At 36.7% G+C, this 20,359-nt stretch carries 18 protein-coding genes; 1 reads left to right on the forward strand and 17 read right to left on the reverse strand.

Annotation, left to right across the window (positions count from 1 at the left end; genetic code table 11):
* The first annotated feature begins 27 nt into the window (after window positions 1-27).
* Window positions 28-366: an NUDIX hydrolase gene (locus H9650_RS00680; RefSeq protein WP_225215851.1), complete on the forward strand. Its 339-nt coding sequence runs from the start codon at window positions 28-30 to the stop codon at window positions 364-366.
* Window positions 367-592: 226 nt separating this feature from the next.
* On the opposite strand, the gene H9650_RS00685 is transcribed toward H9650_RS00680, so the two are convergent.
* The 17 genes from H9650_RS00685 to recA form a co-directional block, all read right to left on the reverse strand.
* Complete coding sequence (locus H9650_RS00685; protein ID WP_191696364.1) at window positions 593-1,369, reverse strand: hypothetical protein; 777 nt, start codon at window positions 1,367-1,369, stop codon at window positions 593-595.
* Window positions 1,370-1,423: 54 nt separating this feature from the next.
* Window positions 1,424-1,879 (reverse strand): helix-turn-helix transcriptional regulator, encoded by a 456-nt coding sequence (locus tag H9650_RS00690; protein WP_151110472.1) that lies wholly within the window; start codon window positions 1,877-1,879, stop codon window positions 1,424-1,426.
* Between the two features lie 119 nt (window positions 1,880-1,998).
* Window positions 1,999-3,192: an MFS transporter gene (locus H9650_RS00695; RefSeq protein ID WP_191696365.1), complete on the reverse strand. Its 1,194-nt coding sequence runs from the start codon at window positions 3,190-3,192 to the stop codon at window positions 1,999-2,001.
* A gap of 337 nt (window positions 3,193-3,529) precedes the next feature.
* On the reverse strand, window positions 3,530-4,237 hold the full coding sequence (locus H9650_RS00700; protein ID WP_144538127.1) for an ABC transporter permease: 708 nt from the start codon (window positions 4,235-4,237) through the stop codon (window positions 3,530-3,532).
* On the reverse strand, window positions 4,234-5,082 hold the full coding sequence (locus tag H9650_RS00705; protein WP_144538126.1) for an ABC transporter ATP-binding protein: 849 nt from the start codon (window positions 5,080-5,082) through the stop codon (window positions 4,234-4,236). The genes H9650_RS00700 and H9650_RS00705 overlap by 4 nt, the downstream gene beginning before the upstream one ends.
* A gap of 140 nt (window positions 5,083-5,222) precedes the next feature.
* The gene (locus tag H9650_RS00710; protein ID WP_191696366.1) at window positions 5,223-6,260 is read right to left on the reverse strand and encodes a LytTR family transcriptional regulator DNA-binding domain-containing protein; all 1,038 of its coding nucleotides are present in this window, start codon (window positions 6,258-6,260) and stop codon (window positions 5,223-5,225) included.
* 108 nt (window positions 6,261-6,368) lie between these two features.
* Complete coding sequence (locus H9650_RS00715) at window positions 6,369-8,393, reverse strand: TRAP transporter permease (RefSeq protein ID WP_144538124.1); 2,025 nt, start codon at window positions 8,391-8,393, stop codon at window positions 6,369-6,371.
* On the reverse strand, window positions 8,377-8,892 hold the full coding sequence (locus H9650_RS00720; protein ID WP_229654108.1) for a DUF1850 domain-containing protein: 516 nt from the start codon (window positions 8,890-8,892) through the stop codon (window positions 8,377-8,379). Before H9650_RS00720 ends, H9650_RS00715 begins: the two co-directional genes overlap by 17 nt.
* A 72-nt stretch (window positions 8,893-8,964) precedes the next feature.
* Window positions 8,965-9,954 carry a TAXI family TRAP transporter solute-binding subunit gene (locus H9650_RS00725; RefSeq protein WP_151110482.1) on the reverse strand — a complete coding sequence of 330 codons (990 nt, stop codon included), beginning with the start codon at window positions 9,952-9,954 and terminating at the stop codon, window positions 8,965-8,967.
* A gap of 230 nt (window positions 9,955-10,184) precedes the next feature.
* Window positions 10,185-10,619, reverse strand: coding sequence for a RicAFT regulatory complex protein RicA family protein (locus H9650_RS00730; RefSeq protein ID WP_144538122.1), 435 nt, complete (start codon window positions 10,617-10,619; stop codon window positions 10,185-10,187).
* A complete protein-coding gene (gene miaB, locus H9650_RS00735; RefSeq protein WP_144538121.1) occupies window positions 10,619-12,166 on the reverse strand; it encodes a tRNA (N6-isopentenyl adenosine(37)-C2)-methylthiotransferase MiaB in 1,548 nt (515 codons plus the stop codon). The genes H9650_RS00730 and miaB overlap by 1 nt, the downstream gene beginning before the upstream one ends.
* Window positions 12,167-12,952: 786 nt before the next feature.
* A complete protein-coding gene (locus H9650_RS00740; protein ID WP_144538120.1) occupies window positions 12,953-13,819 on the reverse strand; it encodes a 2-oxoacid:ferredoxin oxidoreductase subunit beta in 867 nt (288 codons plus the stop codon).
* Window positions 13,806-15,560 carry a 2-oxoacid:acceptor oxidoreductase subunit alpha gene (locus H9650_RS00745; protein ID WP_151110484.1) on the reverse strand — a complete coding sequence of 585 codons (1,755 nt, stop codon included), beginning with the start codon at window positions 15,558-15,560 and terminating at the stop codon, window positions 13,806-13,808. Before H9650_RS00745 ends, H9650_RS00740 begins: the two co-directional genes overlap by 14 nt.
* 264 nt (window positions 15,561-15,824) lie before the next feature.
* The gene (locus H9650_RS00750; RefSeq protein WP_144538118.1) at window positions 15,825-16,091 is read right to left on the reverse strand and encodes a stage V sporulation protein S; all 267 of its coding nucleotides are present in this window, start codon (window positions 16,089-16,091) and stop codon (window positions 15,825-15,827) included.
* 86 nt (window positions 16,092-16,177) lie between these two features.
* Window positions 16,178-16,975, reverse strand: a complete 798-nt coding sequence (locus H9650_RS00755; RefSeq protein WP_151110486.1) for a TIGR00282 family metallophosphoesterase — start codon at window positions 16,973-16,975, stop codon at window positions 16,178-16,180.
* Window positions 16,976-17,051: 76 nt separating this feature from the next.
* Window positions 17,052-18,605: a ribonuclease Y gene (rny, locus tag H9650_RS00760; protein WP_144538257.1), complete on the reverse strand. Its 1,554-nt coding sequence runs from the start codon at window positions 18,603-18,605 to the stop codon at window positions 17,052-17,054.
* A gap of 602 nt (window positions 18,606-19,207) precedes the next feature.
* A complete protein-coding gene (recA, locus tag H9650_RS00765) occupies window positions 19,208-20,275 on the reverse strand; it encodes a recombinase RecA (RefSeq protein WP_225215853.1) in 1,068 nt (355 codons plus the stop codon).
* Window positions 20,276-20,359 lie beyond the last annotated feature (84 nt).

Consider the following 20,359-nt stretch of genomic DNA (forward strand, 5'->3'; position numbering starts at 1 on the left):
ACTTTTAAAAACGAAGGAGGAAATTTCATGCTAAATTTTATCGATACTCTACCAACCGATAAACAAATTGCTGGGGTTCATTGTATCCCCATAAATGAGCAAGGTATGATTATGCTTGCTTGGGACAAAGATGAACAGCTAATCACCACTATTGGTGGTCGAGTTGAAAATAGCGAGACCTTAGAGGAAGCTTTGGTTCGAGAAGTAATGGAGGAAGTAGGTATTACATTAATGGAGGAAAAGATACCATTTGCATCCTGGTACTGGTCTTCTACAGATACATATACAGTTTGGTACCTTTCTAAAGTAAAAACACTTGGAAAATATGACTTTCAAAACGAAAAAACGTGGTTATCTTATAAGTAATTTCTTAACTTTCGAGCTGCTTATCACACAACTTGAAAACAAATATGCCCCTAGACTTCAAATTTTACAACTAGCAAAGAAAAAAGCGGTGGACATGCAATGGATCACTAGGTGAAATTGTAAATTATTAATTCATTTTATTATCAAACAGAATTTGACACTTCAAATTTGTATTAGTAATACATGGATTCCAATAGCTCTAAAGAAAGTCAGCCTTTTTTTGTCTTTATTTAGACCTCCTTTTAACTGATTTACTGATAATCCATTGAGGAATACAGTTTAAGAGGAAGCTTATAAAAAATACAGTATAGGGACGGAATGGTTTAAAATAATATCCCCAGTCTACAGTCGTATTCATCATATGAATAAAATATAAAGAACTGATAATTGACAATATATTCCCTATTAGCAGGACCGAAATAAAGAGAAACGACTTACATATGTAGGCAAGAACTATTGTCCCTATAATCATAATTAGGTATCCAATCATCGTTCCTTTCGTAAAGTCTAAATACATTGCATAATATCCAAATGGGAAACAATAAAACATAAGAACTAAAATAATAAAAGCTACGTTTTGTTTTTTCCACTTATATTGGGCATAGTTACTTGCCAGAATGACTAAATATATTAGAGAAACGATCAACGAAAAACTCCCATAGCTCAAATTCAATAATTTGTTTAGTCCAAACAACGGAATAACGAAAAACATATACAGTGGATATTGTATATTCGCAATTACGTCTAAAAAGGAAAAATGCAAAAATTGATTTTCCAAACTATTTATACCGAATACAGTCAATGATGCTCCAAAAGCTATTAATATCCAAATCCTCAACATCTTTTTGCCAGTGTAAATTAATAACCCTACCAAAAGACATATAGAAATAACTAAATGATAAAAGTTTAAATTGCCATCTGGAAATTTAATAGCAGGCATGAAATTAAACACCAACGCAACTAAATACAAAAGTATCAGGATATATTTTTTTATTTCCCTCATAACTAAACCTCCCTTTTAGTGTAATATTACACTAAAAGGGAGGTTTGAACAACATTATATTTTTTGACTAATAATACTCCATTTTTCTCTAGCTACCAATTCATCAAAGGTGCTAAGTATACGGTAATTTTCTTCATCCACTATTCGAAAGTGCTTGCTGAGCACATTTTGTTGAAGACGAAAACCATTTTTCTCCTCTACATTTTTCCACCATATATAGCCGCCAAGCGTTTTATCCTTTGGTCTTATAATTACATCATGGGCAGTGAGCTCAATGACCTCCATTGGATCTCCCCCAATTTGATTTTGTAGCGTAGGACTATCACGGAACAAAGCGCATATTGCGATAGTAGTCGTCCAATTTGCAAAAGTCCTTTCCTTTTCTATCTGAACCAAAGTTTTCTTTGAGATGCCTAAGAGTTCGGCCATTTTATCTTGTGTATAGTCATTTTCTACTCTAATAAGCTTAAGACTTTGAGAAGTTATATGTATTAAGAAATCACGATCCATGGGCTCACCTCGTGTAATTTTACACTAATTATAACTGAAATATACTAAATAAAATACCAAAAGCTCAGTCGGATAACTGAGCTTCTTAAACGAAAAATTAATGCTCTTTTTACTCGTTCTTAAATAAACAATCGTTTGTGCCGCAAAACTATTAAGCTTACTAGTAGTAATAGTGCACCTGAAATAATAAACACGACTCTTACACCGACCAAATCAACAGCAACACCTACTGCTAAGGAAGATATACCAAACAATCCAGTACCCACCGTCCCAAGAGATGTATAAACAGTTACTAATTTTTCTAAGGGCACACTTCTTTGAATAACAGTTTGCTGTGGTATGTTTTTTAATTGACCAAACAGACCGATTCCTATTGATAGGACAAGAGCAAGTAAAGGATAGCTTATAGAGCCGAATAAAATAGTAAGCACACCGCTCAACAGAGCACCAAAACCGATAAAATAGTGCTTATAGGTATCTGCTAAGTGAGAATATTTAATACAAATAATGCTACCTAAAAGTAATCCTACAAAAAACGCTCCATTGATAAACCCCCACCAATGCTCTCCTTCTTTCAGTGCCTGCTCCACATATATATAGAGAATAGCTGCTATCCACACAGTCCCAGCGATTGTCTCCAAAATATCAATTAGTATAATTTTTCTAAGAACTGGTGTATCCATTATACTTATCCAGCCTACTGATAGCTGGGTGAAAAGAGACTCTTCCTTTTTTTCTACGTGATTCACATGGTCTAAAAGGTAAGTCAAAATACTTGAAACTAAAAACAAGCCACTTACTATTATGATCAACCAAAAAGGATTAAATAAAAGAAGTAACAATCCTCCAAACAACCAAGCACCAATTTGTATTATCTGGTTAACCGTTTCCACAGTGCTATTAGCTTTTACAAGCTTATCATCTGCAACATAATGAGGTAGAAAAGCCCGCATTATAGGATTAGCACATCCATCAAGAAGTGCTATTCCTGCGATGAGCACAAAAATAATCCAATAATTGGTTGATTGCATAAACATAAACAGAAAAATCCCTAGTATTATTAATAGTACAGTTTTTCCCATTTGTGACCAAACGAGCAATGTCTTCAATTTGTATTTCCCAAGAAATAAAGGTGTAAATAAACTCGATACAAACATTGCTGAAGTAATAGTAAAAGGCACAATTGATGAGATTGTTGCAGAGCCAGTTAAACTATATAAGACACTAATTACACTAACTATATAAAATACGTCCCCTAGATTCGCGAACGATTGACCAGTCAGTAACAATAGAAAATTTTTATTTTTTTTCATTTCAATCCCCCATATTAAATTTCGTTCTATTTAATAAGGTTATGGATTAAATTGGACAAGACATAAATTGTAGCCTCCTTTTGATGTGCTGATCGGAGAAGTTCTGGGGGATTACAAACTTTTCCTTTCATTGAGCACTATTTTAAATTGATTGAGTTAATTTCATATTAACACTTTACCTTTAAAATAAAAACATCAATTATTCTGTAAATTTAAGCAGGACGCGTAAAAGCTAGATTGAAGTTAGATAAGCCATCACAATCGGATGAATTCGACTGTGATGGCTTTATCGATCATAGGCTATAAAGCAACCGAGTAGAGCGAAAATGAATCATCGTCAATCTACCATTTGTTTTTTATAAACGACAGCTGTAATAATATAGATTACTACTGACCATAAAGCGATTATACCTAAATGACTCCATATTTCTCCAAATCCAGCTCCAGCATCTACTTTCGTTGCCATTTCAAGCAGCTGAAGGTTTGGTATATATTCGATTACACTAAAAATCGGATACTTTTCGCTAAAGCTAAGGATTCCTGATCCCGTGGAGAACAAAAAGATAACTGGTAATACAATTACTGATGATTCCATTACGGATTTAGCTATTAGCCCTAATAACGTTCCTAAGCCTATAAAGAATATTGCACATAGGGCTAATCCTAATCCCAAAACGGGTATGTTGGCTGGAGTATACCCAGCAAGCATAACACTAGCCACAGCTACAACCATTGTTAAAACGAATGATAATGCACTTTTTCCACCAAGAATTTCATAGGTATTTGCAGGAGATAGCATTAATCCACGCAGTGTATTTTTTTCTTTTTCTTCTGCGATTAAACAACATTGAACGTACGAGCCTACCATAGTAAAAGCAAAGCCTATTGTGAAATTACTATTGACTATTGGATCCATTCCCATTCTGCTAAAAATAGCGGCCATTAAAACAGGTAAGTATATAACCATTGAGACTGCTATGTTTCTAGTAAATTCTTTAAAATCCTTTTGAAAGATTGCGTTTACGCGTTTCCATGAAAATGTCATATTAATTCTCCTCCAGTCACTTTAACAAAAATATCACCTAATGATGGTTCATTGGAATGTACAGTTGAAATACGATTCTCCTTCATCAATTGGAACATCTTATCTGCTCCAGCTTCATCTCTTTTGAGTATTACCGTTTCATTATTAGTTAGCTCTATTGTCATCGTTCCATCCGAAAACTGTTTCTTCAGCTCACTAGGTTTATCCAGTAATTGAATTTTCCCTTCATTTAAAAAAGCAACTCGGTCACAAAGCGTATCTGCTTCTTGCATATCATGGGTTGTTAAGAAGATGGTTGTTCCTTTTTCATTCAAAGCACGTAATCCGTTATAAATATGCAATGTGTTTACTGGGTCTAGAGCAGAGGTTGGTTCATCTAAGAACAATAGCTCCGGTTCATGAAGAATGGCTCTCGCAAGTACTACTCGCTGAATCATCCCTTTAGATAGTTCAGATATTTTTTTCTTGCGTGCCTCCGTTAGGTTTACAAAATTTAGTGCCTCATCTACCTTGGAAATTGGCAAATCATATAGCTCGCAATATAGCTTTAAATTTTCGAAAATAGACAATCTACTATATAGTCCACTATTATCAGTAAGGACACCGAACCGCTTTCTTTCATTAGGGTTCTTGAAGTTGGATACTTTTTCACCAAAAACAAGCGCTTCCCCCTCTGTTGGGTCTAACTGACCCGTTAGTATTTTAATAGTAGTTGTTTTCCCTGAACCACTTGGGCCAAGAAATCCAAAAATCTCACCTTTTCTTACTTGAAAGTTAACATCCTCTACTGCCTTAAAATTTGAAAAATATTTGGCTAGACCTTTTACTTCAATTACATTTTCCATTTGAAAACCTCCTAATTGTTTGGTTGAACATTTCGTATCTACAACCTAAGATTATGAGATATTTAAATGGAAAACATTATATTTCCGGTGAAAGGAGTCAAATTTAGGGTGAGTGGACTCTTATTTTAGTTGAATGGAGCTTATTTAAGTCCTAACATTCCCTTTAAATCCGCCATTTTAGTCTTAGAAAGTGGAACAGATGATTTTTCTGTATCATCTAGTACCAAGCTGTAGCTATTTCGTGTCCACGTAATAACTTCCCTCACTTTTTGTAAATTCACGATATATGAACGATGGCATCGGAAGAAACCAAAGGCTAATAATCTTTCTTCTAGATCATTTAATGTAAAGGAACAAGCAAAGCTTTCTCCTTTTATATGTAAATAAGTTTGTCCTTCTGTGCTTTCAATGTAATCTATCTCTGGAGGATCAAACAATACAATTTTTTCATTTACTTTAGTTGGTATTTTTTCAAAACGAATAGGCTGAATTAATTTCTCTTCCACTGATTCATCGGTTGTTGTAATCTTAGCGGTAGGTGACTCTATTTCTTTCACTTCCTCACTTTCTTCTTCCTTTGTGTGAATTGGATGAAGTCCTTTTTCATTTAATCGGTAAACGTTATCCGAGCAAGCAACCCCACTCTCCACTTGACCTGTTAATACTAATATAATTTTTTGCGCTAGACGAAGCTCTCTTAAAATGGATAAAAGAATACGTTTCGATTCAATATCTAAATTTTGATCAGGCTCTTCCATTATGTAAATGTCTGGACTGTGAATAAGTAACCATGCTAGCTGAACGCGTTTTCTTTCAGAATACGTTAAATTCAATATTTTTTTATTTTTTTGGGCACCAAGTTGTACGGAGTGCATGATTTTGTCTATTTGTTCAGGAGAGTTATATAGTTTTTTATAAAATTTTAAGTTTTCCAAGACCGTCAGTCGTTCATATCCTCCCTCATGCAAAAAGAAAAACCCAATTTTGTTTTCAGGAATATAATCAATTTTTCCATTAGATAATCTTGTTTTTCCTAACAAAGTATTTAACAGCTGCTCCTTCACATTAACAGTAGAAACAATGGCGGTAACCTCTCCTTGTATTATGTCTAAATTGAATTCAGGAAAGAGCACCATATCATTTGTATGTTTTTCTGCTTGTATAAATTTCAAAGTCATTAATAAATCCTCTATTCTATGTATTCTAATAACTATATTATACCAATATATTCATGTTTTTCTATATACAAACAAAAACCATGAGCCGTTTTAGGCCCATGGTTTTCCTTATAGTGTAACTACCTTTTTATTGTCTTTTTCTCGTGTAGCAAGTTGAATTGCTAACAGAATACCGAATAAAGCTAAGCCAGCCATATCTGAATAGCCTTCTGGGTAAATAAGCAATAGTCCTGCGAGAATTGCAAACAACCTTTCAACAGGATTCACTTTACGGTACCAATAACCAATCATACCAGCACTAATCGCTAGCATTCCAATGATGGCAGTAAAGGTCACCCATAACACTTGCCATAATGTTGTATCTATCATCAACAGGGTTGGCGAGAATACAATCATATATGGAATGATAAATGCGGCAATTGCCAGCTTGGAGGATTGAATCCCCGTTTTAATTGGGTCACCACCCGATATTCCTGATGCAGCAAAGGCGGCTAAGGCAACCGGCGGTGTTATATCTGCGACTATCCCAAAATAAAATACGAAGAAATGTGCAGATAGTAAAACAACAATCGGAATTGCATTTTGCGCTGTATCTGGTGCTAGTAACGCAATGATTGCAGGCGCTGCAATAGTCGATGTGATAACATAGTTGGCAGTTGTTGGAGCTCCCATCCCTAGAATCAGGGAGGCAATCATTACAAAGAATAATGTAAGAATAATACTACCACCTGCAAGTTTAACAAGACTAGTTGCCAGACTTAGACCAAGACCTGTCTTTACAACAACTCCTACAATAATACCTGCACAAGCCGTAGCCGCAACTACACTAAGTGCTGTACGAGCTCCATCCACTAATGCATCCATTATTTCTTTAGGACCAAGGCGCGTGTCCTTATTAATCCAGCCGACTACGATACATGCCAGAATACCATATAATGCTGAATGAATTACTGGAACTCCAACCATCATTAAAATTATGATTAAGAAAATAGGCAAGATTAAATAAATTTTCTTAAAAATCTCTTTACGATCCGGCATCTGTTCATCTGTCAACCCGCGCAAACCTAAACGCTTTGCTTCAAAGTGAGTCATAATCCAAATCCCGGTAAAGTATAGAAGTGCTGGTATAGCTGCTGCTTTGGCAATATCCCAGTATGTCACTCCACGTCCGATGAATTCAACCATCAAGAAAGCAGCAGCCCCCATGATTGGTGGCATTAATTGTCCACCAGTTGAAGAGGAGGCCTCAACTGCTCCAGCAAATTCTTTCTTGTATCCTAGAGATTTCATCATCGGAATCGTATACGCCCCTGATGTAACTACGTTTGCAACGGAGCTTCCTGAAATAGTCCCTTGTAGTGCAGATGAGAAAATCGCTACTTTTGCTGGACCACCAATGAGTTTTCCGGCTACTGCAACTGACAGATCATTAAAATATTGTCCAACCCCAGTTTTAACTAAAAAGGCTCCAAATAACAGGAACGCAAAAATATAAGTAGAGGAAACCGCTAAAGGTGTTCCTAAAATACCATCTGTAGAGAAAAACATTAAATTAACGATATTATCCAAACTTTGACCTCGATGAGCCATAAAGGCTGGGAAGTACTCCCCCAGATATGCATAAAGTAAAAATAATGCTGCTATAATAGTTATTGGTAAACCTACTGCTCGACGTGCAGCCTCTAAAACTAATATTATAGCAATTAAACCTACTATAAAATCTAACGTACCCAAACTTCCTAGGCTTTGGACAAGTCTTTCATAGTTTATAACCCAATAGCTCCCAACAAAAATCGCTCCCGCCCCTAATATGAAGTCATAAAAGGGAATTTTCGTTTTAGATAGTTTCTTTCGTGCAGGAAATAAAAGAAATACAAATAATAAACCAAATCCTAAATGGACAGTACGCTGAATTTGTGCAGGAAATTGCCCAAATATAGCAGTGTAAAGCTGAAATAATGAAAATGCCAACAAGCCTATATAAATAAGGTATTTCAAGTTGCCACCTATACTACGCGTATTGGATTCTGGATCATATTTTTCTAAAAGAGCTTGTTGCTCCTCTATTGATAGCTCCTGAAAATTACTGGACTCAGTGTTTTGCTTCGTTTTGTCATCATGGTTTTCTTTCATTCAGGTTAACTCCTTTCATTACTTCTACTAAGGATAGCTTTTTCACTTCGACTTTATAAGATTTCCCTTTTTCTAATTTTTCTTTTAAATCATATTTTTTTAATCCATATTTAAAATACAATTTATCCTTCACATCTCCGATAAACAAAGTAAAATGAGGCAAAACAACTGGTTCATCATTTGACAAAGTATATGTACCTTCTTTATAAATCAGAGTTTGCCCTTTTTCTGCATAACTTGGCATCCCAATTGCTACATCACTATACTCCATTGACTGTAATAGAATCTCACTGTCCATTATTTGATAGTTTTCAATCACATCTGTTTTATGTATAGTGTGAGTAAATACAATCTGAAAGTTGTTTTCTTCGTTTATCAAGAGATAATATGAAACTGGCGAATCTGTACGAGTTTCTGTAAATGAAAATGCAGGTATGAACGGTATAAAAATAAATATGACCGCTATCAGTATAAAGACAAATATTACTTTATTTTTCACAAAGTTTGAAACCTCACTTAACTAGAAAAGAGACTCGAAGCTGTACGCATCAGAGCCTCTTTTCACTAAACGTTACTTGTTTACTTCATCAAAGTATTTTTGTGCACCTGGATGAACATCTATACCAATACCATCTAATGCAGTTTCCGCTTTGATAAACTCACCTTTTGCATGACTTATTTTATCTGTATTTCCATAAATGCCTTTTGTAATTTTGTATACTAAATCTTCCGAAAGATCTTTTTTAACTGCTAGCATCGCTAATACGGATACTGCTGGCACCTCATCTGCAAGACCATAAGTTCCTTTAGGCACTGCATCTACTGCATAATATGGATATTTTTCGATAAGTTCTTTTGCTTTGTCTTCACTTACTGGGATAATGTTAACTTTGTTTGTAGCATTTAAAGCCTCAACTGCTGATGTTGGATAACCAGCTGTAATAAAGGCTGCTTGAATTTGACCAGTCGATAAACCATCGGTAGATTCTCCAAAGTCCAAGTTTTGAGCTTGAATGTCATCTTCTATTGATAGACCATGAATTTCTAAAAGCTGCTCAGCGTTTGCGTAAGTCCCTGAACCAGGAGCCCCTACAGAAACCTTCTTACCTTTTAAATCCTCAAAAGAATTAATGCCTGAGTCTGCTAAGGTAACTAATTGTACAGTTTCTGGGTAAAGAGCGCCAAGAGCCACTACTGTATCTAACTTGTTTCCTTCGAACATTTCTGTGCCTTCAGTTCCATAATAAGCTATGTCAGTTTGTACGAAGGCAATATCTCCTTCTTCTTCCTGTAAAGCTGTCATATTCGCAGCAGATGCCTGAGATACTTCTGCAGTAGTTTTTATACCTGTCTCTTCAGAAACTAATTCAGCAAAAGTACCACCAAGTGGATAATACGTTCCTTGGGTCCCTCCAGTTAGAATACTTAAAAATTTTGGGTCTTTTGATTTTCCTGAGTCGTCACCTGAACCACTACCTGATTCATCTGTTCCGCATGCTGCTAAAAAAAGTATTAGAAAAATACTTAAGACAGCTAACCATTTCATTTGTCTCTTTTTCATATTTTACAATTCCTCCCTTTTTATATAAAAATACCCCAATGTTCTCTATAATTCTATCACAATTTCTCATCACTTTGTCAATCAATTGCATAAATTCCGTCAATTCAACATAAGATAATACGAAATAACCTTAACGTAAGCTAAATTTTTCTCATATGATTGTAAAATGATACCAAACAAAAAACATACATTGTATCTTGTCGATACAATGTATGTTTTGTCGTTAATAATTATGAACAGCTATCGTAAGTAGTATTTTTTACTTTAGAGCCAGTTTCACCTCTAAGTAAATCTCCTTCGGTCGACTCAATAATTTGGTTAGTAACATTGTTAGAAATTGAATTAGCAACTAACTGTAACAAACTATTCACATCGCCTTGGGATTGCTTAAACTCTTGTACAATCGGAATATTGTCGATTTCTTCTTCTATTGCAGCAATCTTACCTTCAATCATCTTTAGTGCTTTTTCTTTACCAAGATGCTGGAAGTTAACTGCTTGTTTTTGTAGGCTCTTTAAGCTAGCAATTTTTTCACGAACGGATTGATTTTCATTAATTTGTGCTTCTGCACGTTTAAAGAAGTCAACCTCTTCCGTGTTTGCAATCATTGTAGCAATTTCTCTAGCCTTTTCAATAATATCGTCTCTAGTGTATTTAGTAGCCATTATATACCCACCTTTTCTTCAATTGTCGCTTCTACTAGTTCACCTGTCAGTGACCATGTTTTAGCATCTGTAATTCTGACTTTAACAAGCTGACCAATTATATCCTTCGGTCCAACGAAATTTACTAGCTTGCTTTTTCGAGTATATCCAGCAAGTACATCAGGGTTGTTTTTACTTTCCCCTTCTACTAATACCTCTACAATATCCCCTTCATGCTTTTTCATAGCAGTGGCAGACATTTCGTTTACTAAAGCATTTAAGCGTTGAAGTCGTTCTTTTTTAACTTCCATAGGCACATTATCAATCATTTTAGCTGCAGGTGTGCCTTCTCGTGGAGAATAAATATAAGTGTAAGCAATTTCAAATCCTACTTCTTTATAAAGAGAAAGCGTTTCCTCAAACTGCTCATCAGTTTCATTAGGGAAACCAACAATAATATCAGTAGACAATGAAGCATTTGGAATAGCTGCCTTGATTTTTCTTACAAGCTCTAGGTAGTGTTCTCTTGTATATTTTCGAGCCATGATTTTAAGAATATCGGTTGAACCTGATTGAACTGGTAAATGAATATGCTCTACCAAATTCCCTCCCTTTGCTAACACTTCGATTAAATGATCATCAAAGTCTCTCGGGTGACTAGTCATGAAGCGAATTCTTGCTACATCAATTTTTCTTAAATCATCCATCAGATCTCCAAAACGATAGTCTAAGTCAGTAAAATCTTTACCATAGGCGTTTACATTTTGACCTAGAAGGGTAATTTCTTTATATCCTTGAGCTGCCAGATGACGGATTTCTTGAATGATATCCTCTGGTCGACGGCTACGTTCCTTACCTCGTGTATACGGTACGATGCAATATGTACAAAACTTATCACAACCATACATGATGTTTACCCATGCTTTAATAGATCCCTTACGCACACGTGGAAGGTTCTCGATTACATCTCCTTCTTTAGACCAAACTTCAATTACCATTTCTTTTGATAGGTATGCTTCGTTTAGAATATTAGGTAGACGATGAATATTATGTGTACCGAAAATCATATCTACTTGATCGTAGGTTTTTAATATTTTCTTCACAACTGATTCTTCCTGTGACATACAGCCACAAACACCAATAAGTAAATCAGGATTGCTTCTTCTTAAATGCTTTAAATGCCCAAGCTCACCAAATACTTTGTTTTCCGCATTTTCACGAATTGCACATGTATTTAGTAGAATGACGTTGGCATCTTCCACTGTGTTCGTCGGCTCATATCCCAATTGCATGAAAATACCAGCCATTACTTCTGTATCGTGCTCATTCATTTGACATCCGTAGGTACGTATATAAAATTTACGATTTTGTCCCATCCCTTTGAATTCATCTGCAATTGAAAAGTCGTTGTGGTAAGCCACTTCTTCTTTCCCACGTTTTTTTGCATCTTTTAAGGACGGGGGAGTGTAAACTGCTTGAAAATATTTACTATAATCTTTCTCCATTTTTTTTTCTGGAGAAGTAGTTTCTTTAATTTGAGTACTTTGTAAACGTGATTCCTCGTTCATAAGAACTCCCCTTTCTTTCATTCGCCAAAATCCGTATATCCATCCTATTATACTGAATAGTGCTCCATTGCTACAAGGTATTAAGCTCAAAAGTTCTTATTTAGACAAAATATATAAGGTTTTTGAGGTTTATGTGATGTTTTACATAGAATTAGATAGGCTTAAGAGCACTTTGCTTCTATTTACGAGACACTTTCACCTATCTTAGGAGTGGGTTTCAGCTATTTAGGAGCGCTTTTCTTCTTTTTAGGGGCGTTCCACTGATTTAGGAGCACTTTACTTCCATTTACGAGACACTTTCGCCTATTTAGGGGCGGGTTTCTGCCATTTAGGGGCGCTTTTCTACTTTTTAGGGGCGTTCCCCTGATTTAGGAGCACTTTGCTTCCATTTACGAGACACTTTCGCCTATTTTAGGGGCTGTTTCCAGCTACTTAGGAGCGCTTTTCTACTCTTTAGGGACGTTCCCCTGGTTTAGGAGCGCTTTGCTTCTATTTACGAGACACTTTCTCCTACTTTAGGGGCGGGTTTCTGCTATTTAGGAGCACTTTTCTACTTTTTAGGGGCGTTCCTCTGGTTTAGGAGCACTTTCCTTCCTTTTACGAGACACTTTCTCCTACCTTAGTGCCGCCGCTTTTCATCTATATAGGTCTTCATTATCATACTTCACGGGTGCAATACAACTTTAACGGTGAACTTTCTAGATAGAAACCGAAACTATTCAAGCATGATTGATAAACCACAAATAAAAGGCTCATAGACATTAAAAGTCCATGAGCCCTCTGTTGTTACATAAAGTCTTTTAACAATGTGCTAAATTCTTTTTCACTCATCTTCAAGTTTTGATCAACAAGTGGGGTTGGTGCATATCCTGGTACTTGTTCTTGGTAGGATGGTGCGTTTTCGTCCTGATAGATAATACCTGTTACTAACCCTTCGTTTTCCATAACTACTCGTAGTGCTTCTTCACGATTAGTTGAATCGTATCCTTCCACGTTGGATAGCTTCGTTAAATGTTCTTTGAACCAGTCGTATGTGTTTACTTTGTTATAAGTAACACATGGGCTGAAAACGTTGATAAAGGAGAATCCTTTATGCTGAATACCAGCTTCGATGATAGCTGTCAGCTCTTTTATATCTGATGAGAATCCCTGTGCAACAAATGTAGCTCCAGATGTAAGTGCCAGCTCAAGCGGCTTAACGGAAGGTTCTATTGCTCCGCCCGGTGTTGACTTCGTTTTAAATCCTTCTGCTGAACGAGGAGACGTTTGTCCCTTTGTTAACCCATAAATTTGATTGTCCATTACTACGTATGTTAAATCAATATTACGTCGAATCGAGTGAATTGTGTGCCCCATACCGATGGCAAATCCATCTCCGTCACCACCAGATGCGATAACGTGTAAATCCTTATTGGCCATTTTTAACCCTTGGGCGATTGGTAGAGCTCTTCCGTGAATACCATGGAAGCCGTATGAATGGATATATCCTGAGATACGTCCTGAACATCCAATTCCAGAGATTACTGCTAAATCATGCGGTTGGATGCCGACATTTGCTGCTGCGCGTTGTATAGCCGCTTGTACAGAAAAGTCACCACATCCCGGGCACCAGTTTGGTTTTACATTGTTACGAAAATCTTTAAATGTTACCATCTGTTAGCATCTCCTTTACTTGTTTTGCAAGGCTTAATGGCAAGAATGGGGTGCCGTCGTATTTTAAGACACTCACTATTTTGTCATGACCGCCAACATTCATTTTAATAATGTTCGCCAATTGTCCTGTTGCATTATTTTCCACAACTACTACTTTTTTAGCCTTTGATACTAAAGGCTGCATTTCTGCTGTTGGGAAAGGGTGTATCAAGCGAATATGTGCATGGTTCACTTTAACTCCGTTTTCGTTTAACGTTTGTTGTAATTCCTCTAATACCCCACGAGTAGAATTAAAGCCTACAAATAAAATATCTGCTTCTTCATGAGGCGCGTTGACATACACCGGTTGGTCGAAGTTAACGTAGTTCAGCTTTTTCATACGCTTATCCATTTGGACCTTACGATTTAAGGCTGCCTCTGAAGGCTTACCAGTTTCGTCATGCTCTACCCCTGTTACGTGGTGGATAGCATGTTTCATGCCAGGTAATACACGAGGAGAAATACCATCCTCTGTTACTTCATAGCGCTTAAAGTAAGCCTTATCTTCAGTTTCTGGAAGCTCTTCATCAATCATTAAGCGACCGCGACGAATTTCAATTTTAGAATAATCAAAAGGCTCTACTGTTTGCTTACCAAGCGATAATTGTAAGTCCGAAAGAATAATTACAGGTAGTTGTAGCTCTTCTGCAATGTTAAACGCTTGAATCGTATCGTAGAACGCTTCCTCACCAGTACTTGGTGCAATAACAACCTTTGGAATTTCACCATGTGTGCCGTAGATCATTTGCATCAAATCGGACTGTTCTTGTTTTGTTGGTAATCCAGTAGATGGGCCACCACGTTGAGTATCCACCACCACTAATGGTTGTTCGGTCATACCTGATAATCCGATTGCCTCCATCATTAGAGACAAACCAGGACCTGCAGATGCCGTGAATGCACGTACACCACCATAGTTAGAACCAATTGCCATTGTTGCTGCAGCAATTTCATCCTCTGTTTGAATAACTGCTCCACCGAAAAGTGGTAGCTTTTTAATCATGTATTCCATTATTTCAGAGGCTGGTGTGATTGGATACGCTGCCATAAAGCGTACTCCAGCGGCTAATGCTCCCATAGCGATTGCATCGTTTCCAATCATGAATAGACGACGGTTGCCATCAGCAGGAGCTACCTCCCATTCTCCTAAACGGTCGCCAAGCTGCTGTGCCATAGTGTCATAGCCTTGTTGAATAGCTTGCATATTTTTTTCTACAACTTCTTGCCCTTTTTTACCAAAAATTTCATCGACAACGCTCTGGAATACTGCTTTGTCTAAGTTTAATAAAGCAGACGTTGCTCCAATTGCCACCATATTCTTCATAAGAGAAGTTCCAAGCTCAGAAGCAATCTCTGTAAAAGGTACGATATACATTGGTGCTAGACAGTCCTCTGGTGCCTCAGGTGAAAATTTAGCATCTGCTAGTATTACACTCTGTTCTGTAAGCTCTTTATAATTTACATCAATGGTTTCCTGATCGAACGCCACTAAAATATCTAAGTTATCTGGAATGGTACGTACTTGAGTAGGACGTACACAAATTTTATTGTTAGTATGTCCACCTTTAATTCGAGAAGAGAAATGACGGTATCCATATAAGTAGTATCCTAGGCGATTCATAGCCATAGAGAAAATCTCGCCCGTACTCTCAATACCTTCTCCTTGCTGCCCTCCTACTTTCCAAGAAAGCTGTTGCAACATATAAACATCTCCTTACTATTCTCTTTAAATGCTTTTTTCCTTCATTAGTTTATCACGAAGTAGGGATATTCACTATGTATTCCCTGTATTTTTATAGAATTTCAGACCTTTGACGGAAATGCTTCGTCACCAATTATTCAAAAAATTAGTACTGTATGTACTTTACCCAAAATTTAAGCCGCTACTTATAATAAGTAGCGACTTTTTGCATAACTTTATATAGAGTGCAAAGTCTCCTTATGGAGAACGATTTGCAACAATATATTATTTTGTTTTCTTTTCCACCAGTAATTTCAAAGCAGTTCGGTCTTCACCAGAGATAACAATATCTGTGAAAGCCGGGGAGCAAGTTAGGTCGGTGCCACTTGGAGCAACAAATCCTCTTGCTATAGCAATAGCTTTTATCGCTTGGTTTAATGCTCCTGCGCCTACTGCTTGCATTTCTGCATAACCTTGTTCTCTTATAACTGCAACTAATGCACCAGCCACTGAATTTGGGTTTGAACGAGAAGATACTTTTAAAGAATCCACTATCATTTCTCCTTTTATCGCTATATTTATGAACTTGCTTTCGTTCATAAACTAACTTATGCTCGGAAGAAATTATTTAGACTTTTTTAAGCCTCAAATGGATAATCTTCGTTAATATAAATTCTCTCCTGATGTATCGCTTTACCTGTTTTGTTATCTACCTCTACGAAAAATCCACTCAGTACCGAACGCCCACTCTTTGGCACTTCAAAGCGAGTTGGCATATTTGTTTGAAAACGGTACAGGACATCTTCTTTTTTCATACCTAATACTTCGTCATAAGGTCCTGTCATCCCAACATCTGTAATATAAGCAGTACCACCAGGCAGAATACGAGAATCTGCTGTTTGTACATGTGTATGAGTACCAACAACGACAGATGCCTTTCCGTCTAAATGCCAGCCAAAAGCAATCTTTTCACTTGTCGCTTCTGCATGAAAGTCTACAAATACGATTGGCGATAGCTTTTTTGCTTCCTCTACCATTTCAGTTGCCATCTTAAATGGATCTTCATGTGGCGGCAAGAAGGTTCTGCCGTGCATATTGATAACTGAAATAGTATGACCGTTTTTCGTAACGGAGGTCATTCCTTTTCCAGGTGCCTCTTCTGAAAAATTAGCTGGGCGAATTAAATAATCAGTATCATCAATGAAATCCATAATTTCTTTTTGGTCCCATGTATGATTTCCCATAGTTACTACATCAACCCCCATATGTAAAAGGGAGTTAAAAATATTTTTTGTAATGCCTCTACCCGCTGCTGCATTCTCTCCATTTGCAATTACTACATCTGGATTATATTTTCTTTTCAATCTTGGCAAGTAGCTTTCTAACGTATCTCTACCAATAGATCCAACAATGTCACCAATAAATAAAATTTTCATTATTTTAATAACTTCCCTTCACGAAAAAAAGGCTTCATTTCGAAGCCTTTTGATTTCAATTTCATTTTTTCTTTACTTATTTTGCATACTCGACAGCTCTTGTTTCTCTGATTACTGTTACTTTAATGTGACCAGGATAATCGAGCTCTTCTTCGATTCGCTTACGGATATCTCTAGCCAAGCGATGTGCTGTAATGTCATCGATTTGGTCTGGACGTACCATTATGCGAATCTCTCTACCCGCTTGAATTGCAAAAGATTTTTCAACACCATCATATGATTCTGAAATCTCTTCTAACTTTTCTAGACGGCGAATATAGTTTTCCAATGTTTCACTTCTTGCACCTGGCCTTGCTGCGGATAATGCATCTGCAGCAGCTACTAATACCGCAATAACAGATGTAGCCTCTGTATCACCATGGTGGGAAGCGATACTGTTAATCACTACTGGATGTTCTTTATACTTTCTAGCAAGTTCTACACCAATTTCTACGTGACTACCTTCTACTTCATGGTCAATAGCTTTACCAATGTCATGTAGTAAGCCAGCACGTCTAGCTAATGTAACGTCTTCCCCTAGTTCAGCAGCTAATAGCCCAGCTAAATATGCAACCTCTGTGGAATGTTTTAGTACGTTTTGTCCGTAACTTGTACGGTATCTTAAACGACCTAAAATTTTCATCAAATCTGGGTGTAAATTATGAACACCTACGTCAAATGTAGTCTGTTCACCAATTTCACGAATTTGTTCATCTACTTCTCTTCTAGATTTCTCTACCATTTCTTCGATTCGAGCTGGATGGATACGTCCGTCTTGTACTAATTTTTCTAGAGCAAGTCGAGCAGTCTCTCTTCTAATAGGATCGAATCCAGAAAGAATAACAGCTTCTGGCGTATCATCAATAATCAAATCAATACCTGTTAATGTTTCTAACGTACGAATGTTTCGTCCTTCGCGTCCGATAATTCGCCCTTTCATCTCATCGTTTGGTAAATTTACAACTGACACAGTTGTTTCAGCAACATGATCTGCCGCAAATCTTTGCAAAGCAAGTGAAAGTATTTCTCTAGATTTTTTGTCAGCCTCTTCTTTGGCTCTTGTTTCTGACTCTTTAGTCATCACAGCAATATCGGTTGCTAGTTCGTTTTCTACCTCTTGAAGAATAATTGTTTTTGCTTCTTCTCGTGTTAACGTAGAAATACGTTGAAGCTCGCTTTGTTGCTTATCAACTAATTCATCCACTTCACTTTCCTTCTGTTCGATATGCTGTTGTCTTTGTGTTAGAGCATCTTCTTTACGCTCAAGACTTACTTCTCTCTTGTTTAGAGCATCATCTTTACGATCTAGGTTCTCTTCTCTTTGTAATAACCGATTTTCCTGTTTTTGCAGTTCCATGCGGCGTTCTCGGATGTCAGATTCAGCTTCATTTCGTAATTGGTGAGTTTCATCTTTGGCTTCTAATAGTGCTTCTTTCTTTAATGCTTCTGCTTCTCGCTTTGCTTCCTCTAAAATGAGCGCAGAAGATTGTTTTGCACCAGTCACTTTTGAATCATTCACTTTTTTCAGATAAGTGTAACCAACAGCGCCACCAACAAGTAGACCAAGCAAAGCGGAGATGATAATTTCCATCATTTCGAACACCCCCTATTGCTATACTTTTAAGTTTCAGTTGGCACAAATATGCAATAATTAGTGCATATTTGTACAGCCTTTTTATCATTTAATAAAGAAATTATACAATTTTAATTGTATAGATGTAGAAATACTCTGTCAAGGAAACGGGAGAATATTATTAGTTTTAGGGGAGGGGGGTCATCAAATTATGAAGAGCAAAAGAAAAGTATAGGATGATTTTAGGTAAATACTTATTTATTGATATTTTGATATGTGATAGATATGGTTAATTTTCACTTTAGATGGACGCTTTTCACAAGGAAGCATAACTCTTCTCCTTCGATTATTGCCGTTGTATGATGGCTTATCTTTCTCACCAACAACAACCAAGAGTCTTCGCCTAAAAAGTCGTTTGGATCAAACTTACTCATTATATAAAGCTATCAAATAATATTTTCCTTGAAAAAAGGAATAATAGATGAATGTACACTTTCCACCATGGGAATGATTTGCCATCCCGGGGTTCTCAGCTATAAACTTTATTTTTAAAAAAGGTATCAAGAGATAGACTCTTAATACCTTTTATAATTCTCCACTAAAAGAAGAAGCTTAACTTTTTATTTTTCATCATCTAAAAGTAGCTCGAATTCGCCGTCTTCTTCCTCTTGTTCATGTGCCGCAATAACAAATGAGTTTGAAGTCATTCCTAAAGATTGACGAATTTTTGATGCGATTTCGTCTTTAATAGCTGGATTTTCCTTCAAGAATTGTTTAGCGTTTTCTCGCCCTTGACCTATGCGTTCTTCATTGTATGCATACCAAGAACCGCTTTTTTGGATAATATCGTATTCAGAACCTATGTCGACGATTTCTCCTTCTTGAGAAATCCCTTCTCCATACATAATATCTACTTCTGCTGTTTTAAATGGTGGAGCTACTTTATTTTTTACTACTTTAATTTTTGTTTTGTTACCCATAATGTCAGTACCTTGTTTAATAGCTTCTGCACGTCTTACTTCCAAGCGAACGGAACTATAGAATTTAAGCGCACGACCACCTGGTGTTACCTCTGGGTTACCAAACATTACGCCTACTTTTTCACGAATTTGGTTGATGAAAATAGCTATCGTGTTAGATTTGTTAATAACACCAGAAAGCTTACGTAAAGCTTGAGACATTAAGCGAGCTTGAAGACCGATATGAGAATCTCCCATTTCTCCTTCTATCTCTGCTTTTGGTACTAAAGCTGCTACGGAATCAATAACTATGATTTCAACCGCACCACTGCGAACTAGAGCTTCTGCGATTTCAAGGGCTTGCTCTCCAGTGTCAGGTTGAGATAATAATAATTCATCGATATTAACGCCTAGTTTTTGTGCATAGACAGGGTCCAATGCATGCTCAGCATCAATAAATGCTGCTTGGCCACCAGTTTTTTGAATTTCTGCAATTGCGTGAAGAGCTACTGTTGTTTTACCTGAGCTTTCAGGTCCATAGATTTCAATAATACGGCCACGTGGATATCCGCCTATTCCAAGAGCTGCATCCAAAGCTAGGGAACCACTTGAAGAAGTGGAGATTTCACGGTCTGTTTTCTCTCCTAGCTTCATAACAGAACCTTTCCCAAATTGCTTCTCTATTTGTTTTAAAGCCATTTCTAACGCTGCTTTACGATCATTAGCCAAATGTATTTCCTCCTAGAAACTATCATTTTTTTTACTATCTTTAGTATACTCGGTCTTTGAGAAATTTACAAGAAAAAAGCGAAC

The organism is Psychrobacillus faecigallinarum (genome assembly GCF_014836595.1).
Taxonomy (GTDB): Bacteria; Bacillota; Bacilli; order Bacillales_A; family Planococcaceae; genus Psychrobacillus; species Psychrobacillus faecigallinarum.

Coding starts and splice junctions, on each gene's coding strand:
- H9650_RS00680 (WP_225215851.1), top strand. CDS start 28: ATGCTAAATTTTATCGATACTCTACCAACCGATAAACAAATTGCTGGG.
- H9650_RS00685 (WP_191696364.1), bottom strand. CDS start 1,369: ATGAGGGAAATAAAAAAATATATCCTGATACTTTTGTATTTAGTTGCG.
- H9650_RS00690 (WP_151110472.1), bottom strand. CDS start 1,879: ATGGATCGTGATTTCTTAATACATATAACTTCTCAAAGTCTTAAGCTT.
- H9650_RS00695 (WP_191696365.1), bottom strand. CDS start 3,192: ATGAAAAAAAATAAAAATTTTCTATTGTTACTGACTGGTCAATCGTTC.
- H9650_RS00700 (WP_144538127.1), bottom strand. CDS start 4,237: ATGACATTTTCATGGAAACGCGTAAACGCAATCTTTCAAAAGGATTTT.
- H9650_RS00705 (WP_144538126.1), bottom strand. CDS start 5,082: ATGGAAAATGTAATTGAAGTAAAAGGTCTAGCCAAATATTTTTCAAAT.
- H9650_RS00710 (WP_191696366.1), bottom strand. CDS start 6,260: ATGACTTTGAAATTTATACAAGCAGAAAAACATACAAATGATATGGTG.
- H9650_RS00715 (WP_144538124.1), bottom strand. CDS start 8,393: ATGAAAGAAAACCATGATGACAAAACGAAGCAAAACACTGAGTCCAGT.
- H9650_RS00725 (WP_151110482.1), bottom strand. CDS start 9,954: ATGAAAAAGAGACAAATGAAATGGTTAGCTGTCTTAAGTATTTTTCTA.
- H9650_RS00730 (WP_144538122.1), bottom strand. CDS start 10,619: ATGGCTACTAAATACACTAGAGACGATATTATTGAAAAGGCTAGAGAA.
- miaB (WP_144538121.1), bottom strand. CDS start 12,166: ATGAACGAGGAATCACGTTTACAAAGTACTCAAATTAAAGAAACTACT.
- H9650_RS00740 (WP_144538120.1), bottom strand. CDS start 13,819: ATGGTAACATTTAAAGATTTTCGTAACAATGTAAAACCAAACTGGTGC.
- H9650_RS00745 (WP_151110484.1), bottom strand. CDS start 15,560: ATGTTGCAACAGCTTTCTTGGAAAGTAGGAGGGCAGCAAGGAGAAGGT.
- H9650_RS00755 (WP_151110486.1), bottom strand. CDS start 16,975: ATGAAAATTTTATTTATTGGTGACATTGTTGGATCTATTGGTAGAGAT.
- rny (WP_144538257.1), bottom strand. CDS start 18,605: ATGGAAATTATCATCTCCGCTTTGCTTGGTCTACTTGTTGGTGGCGCT.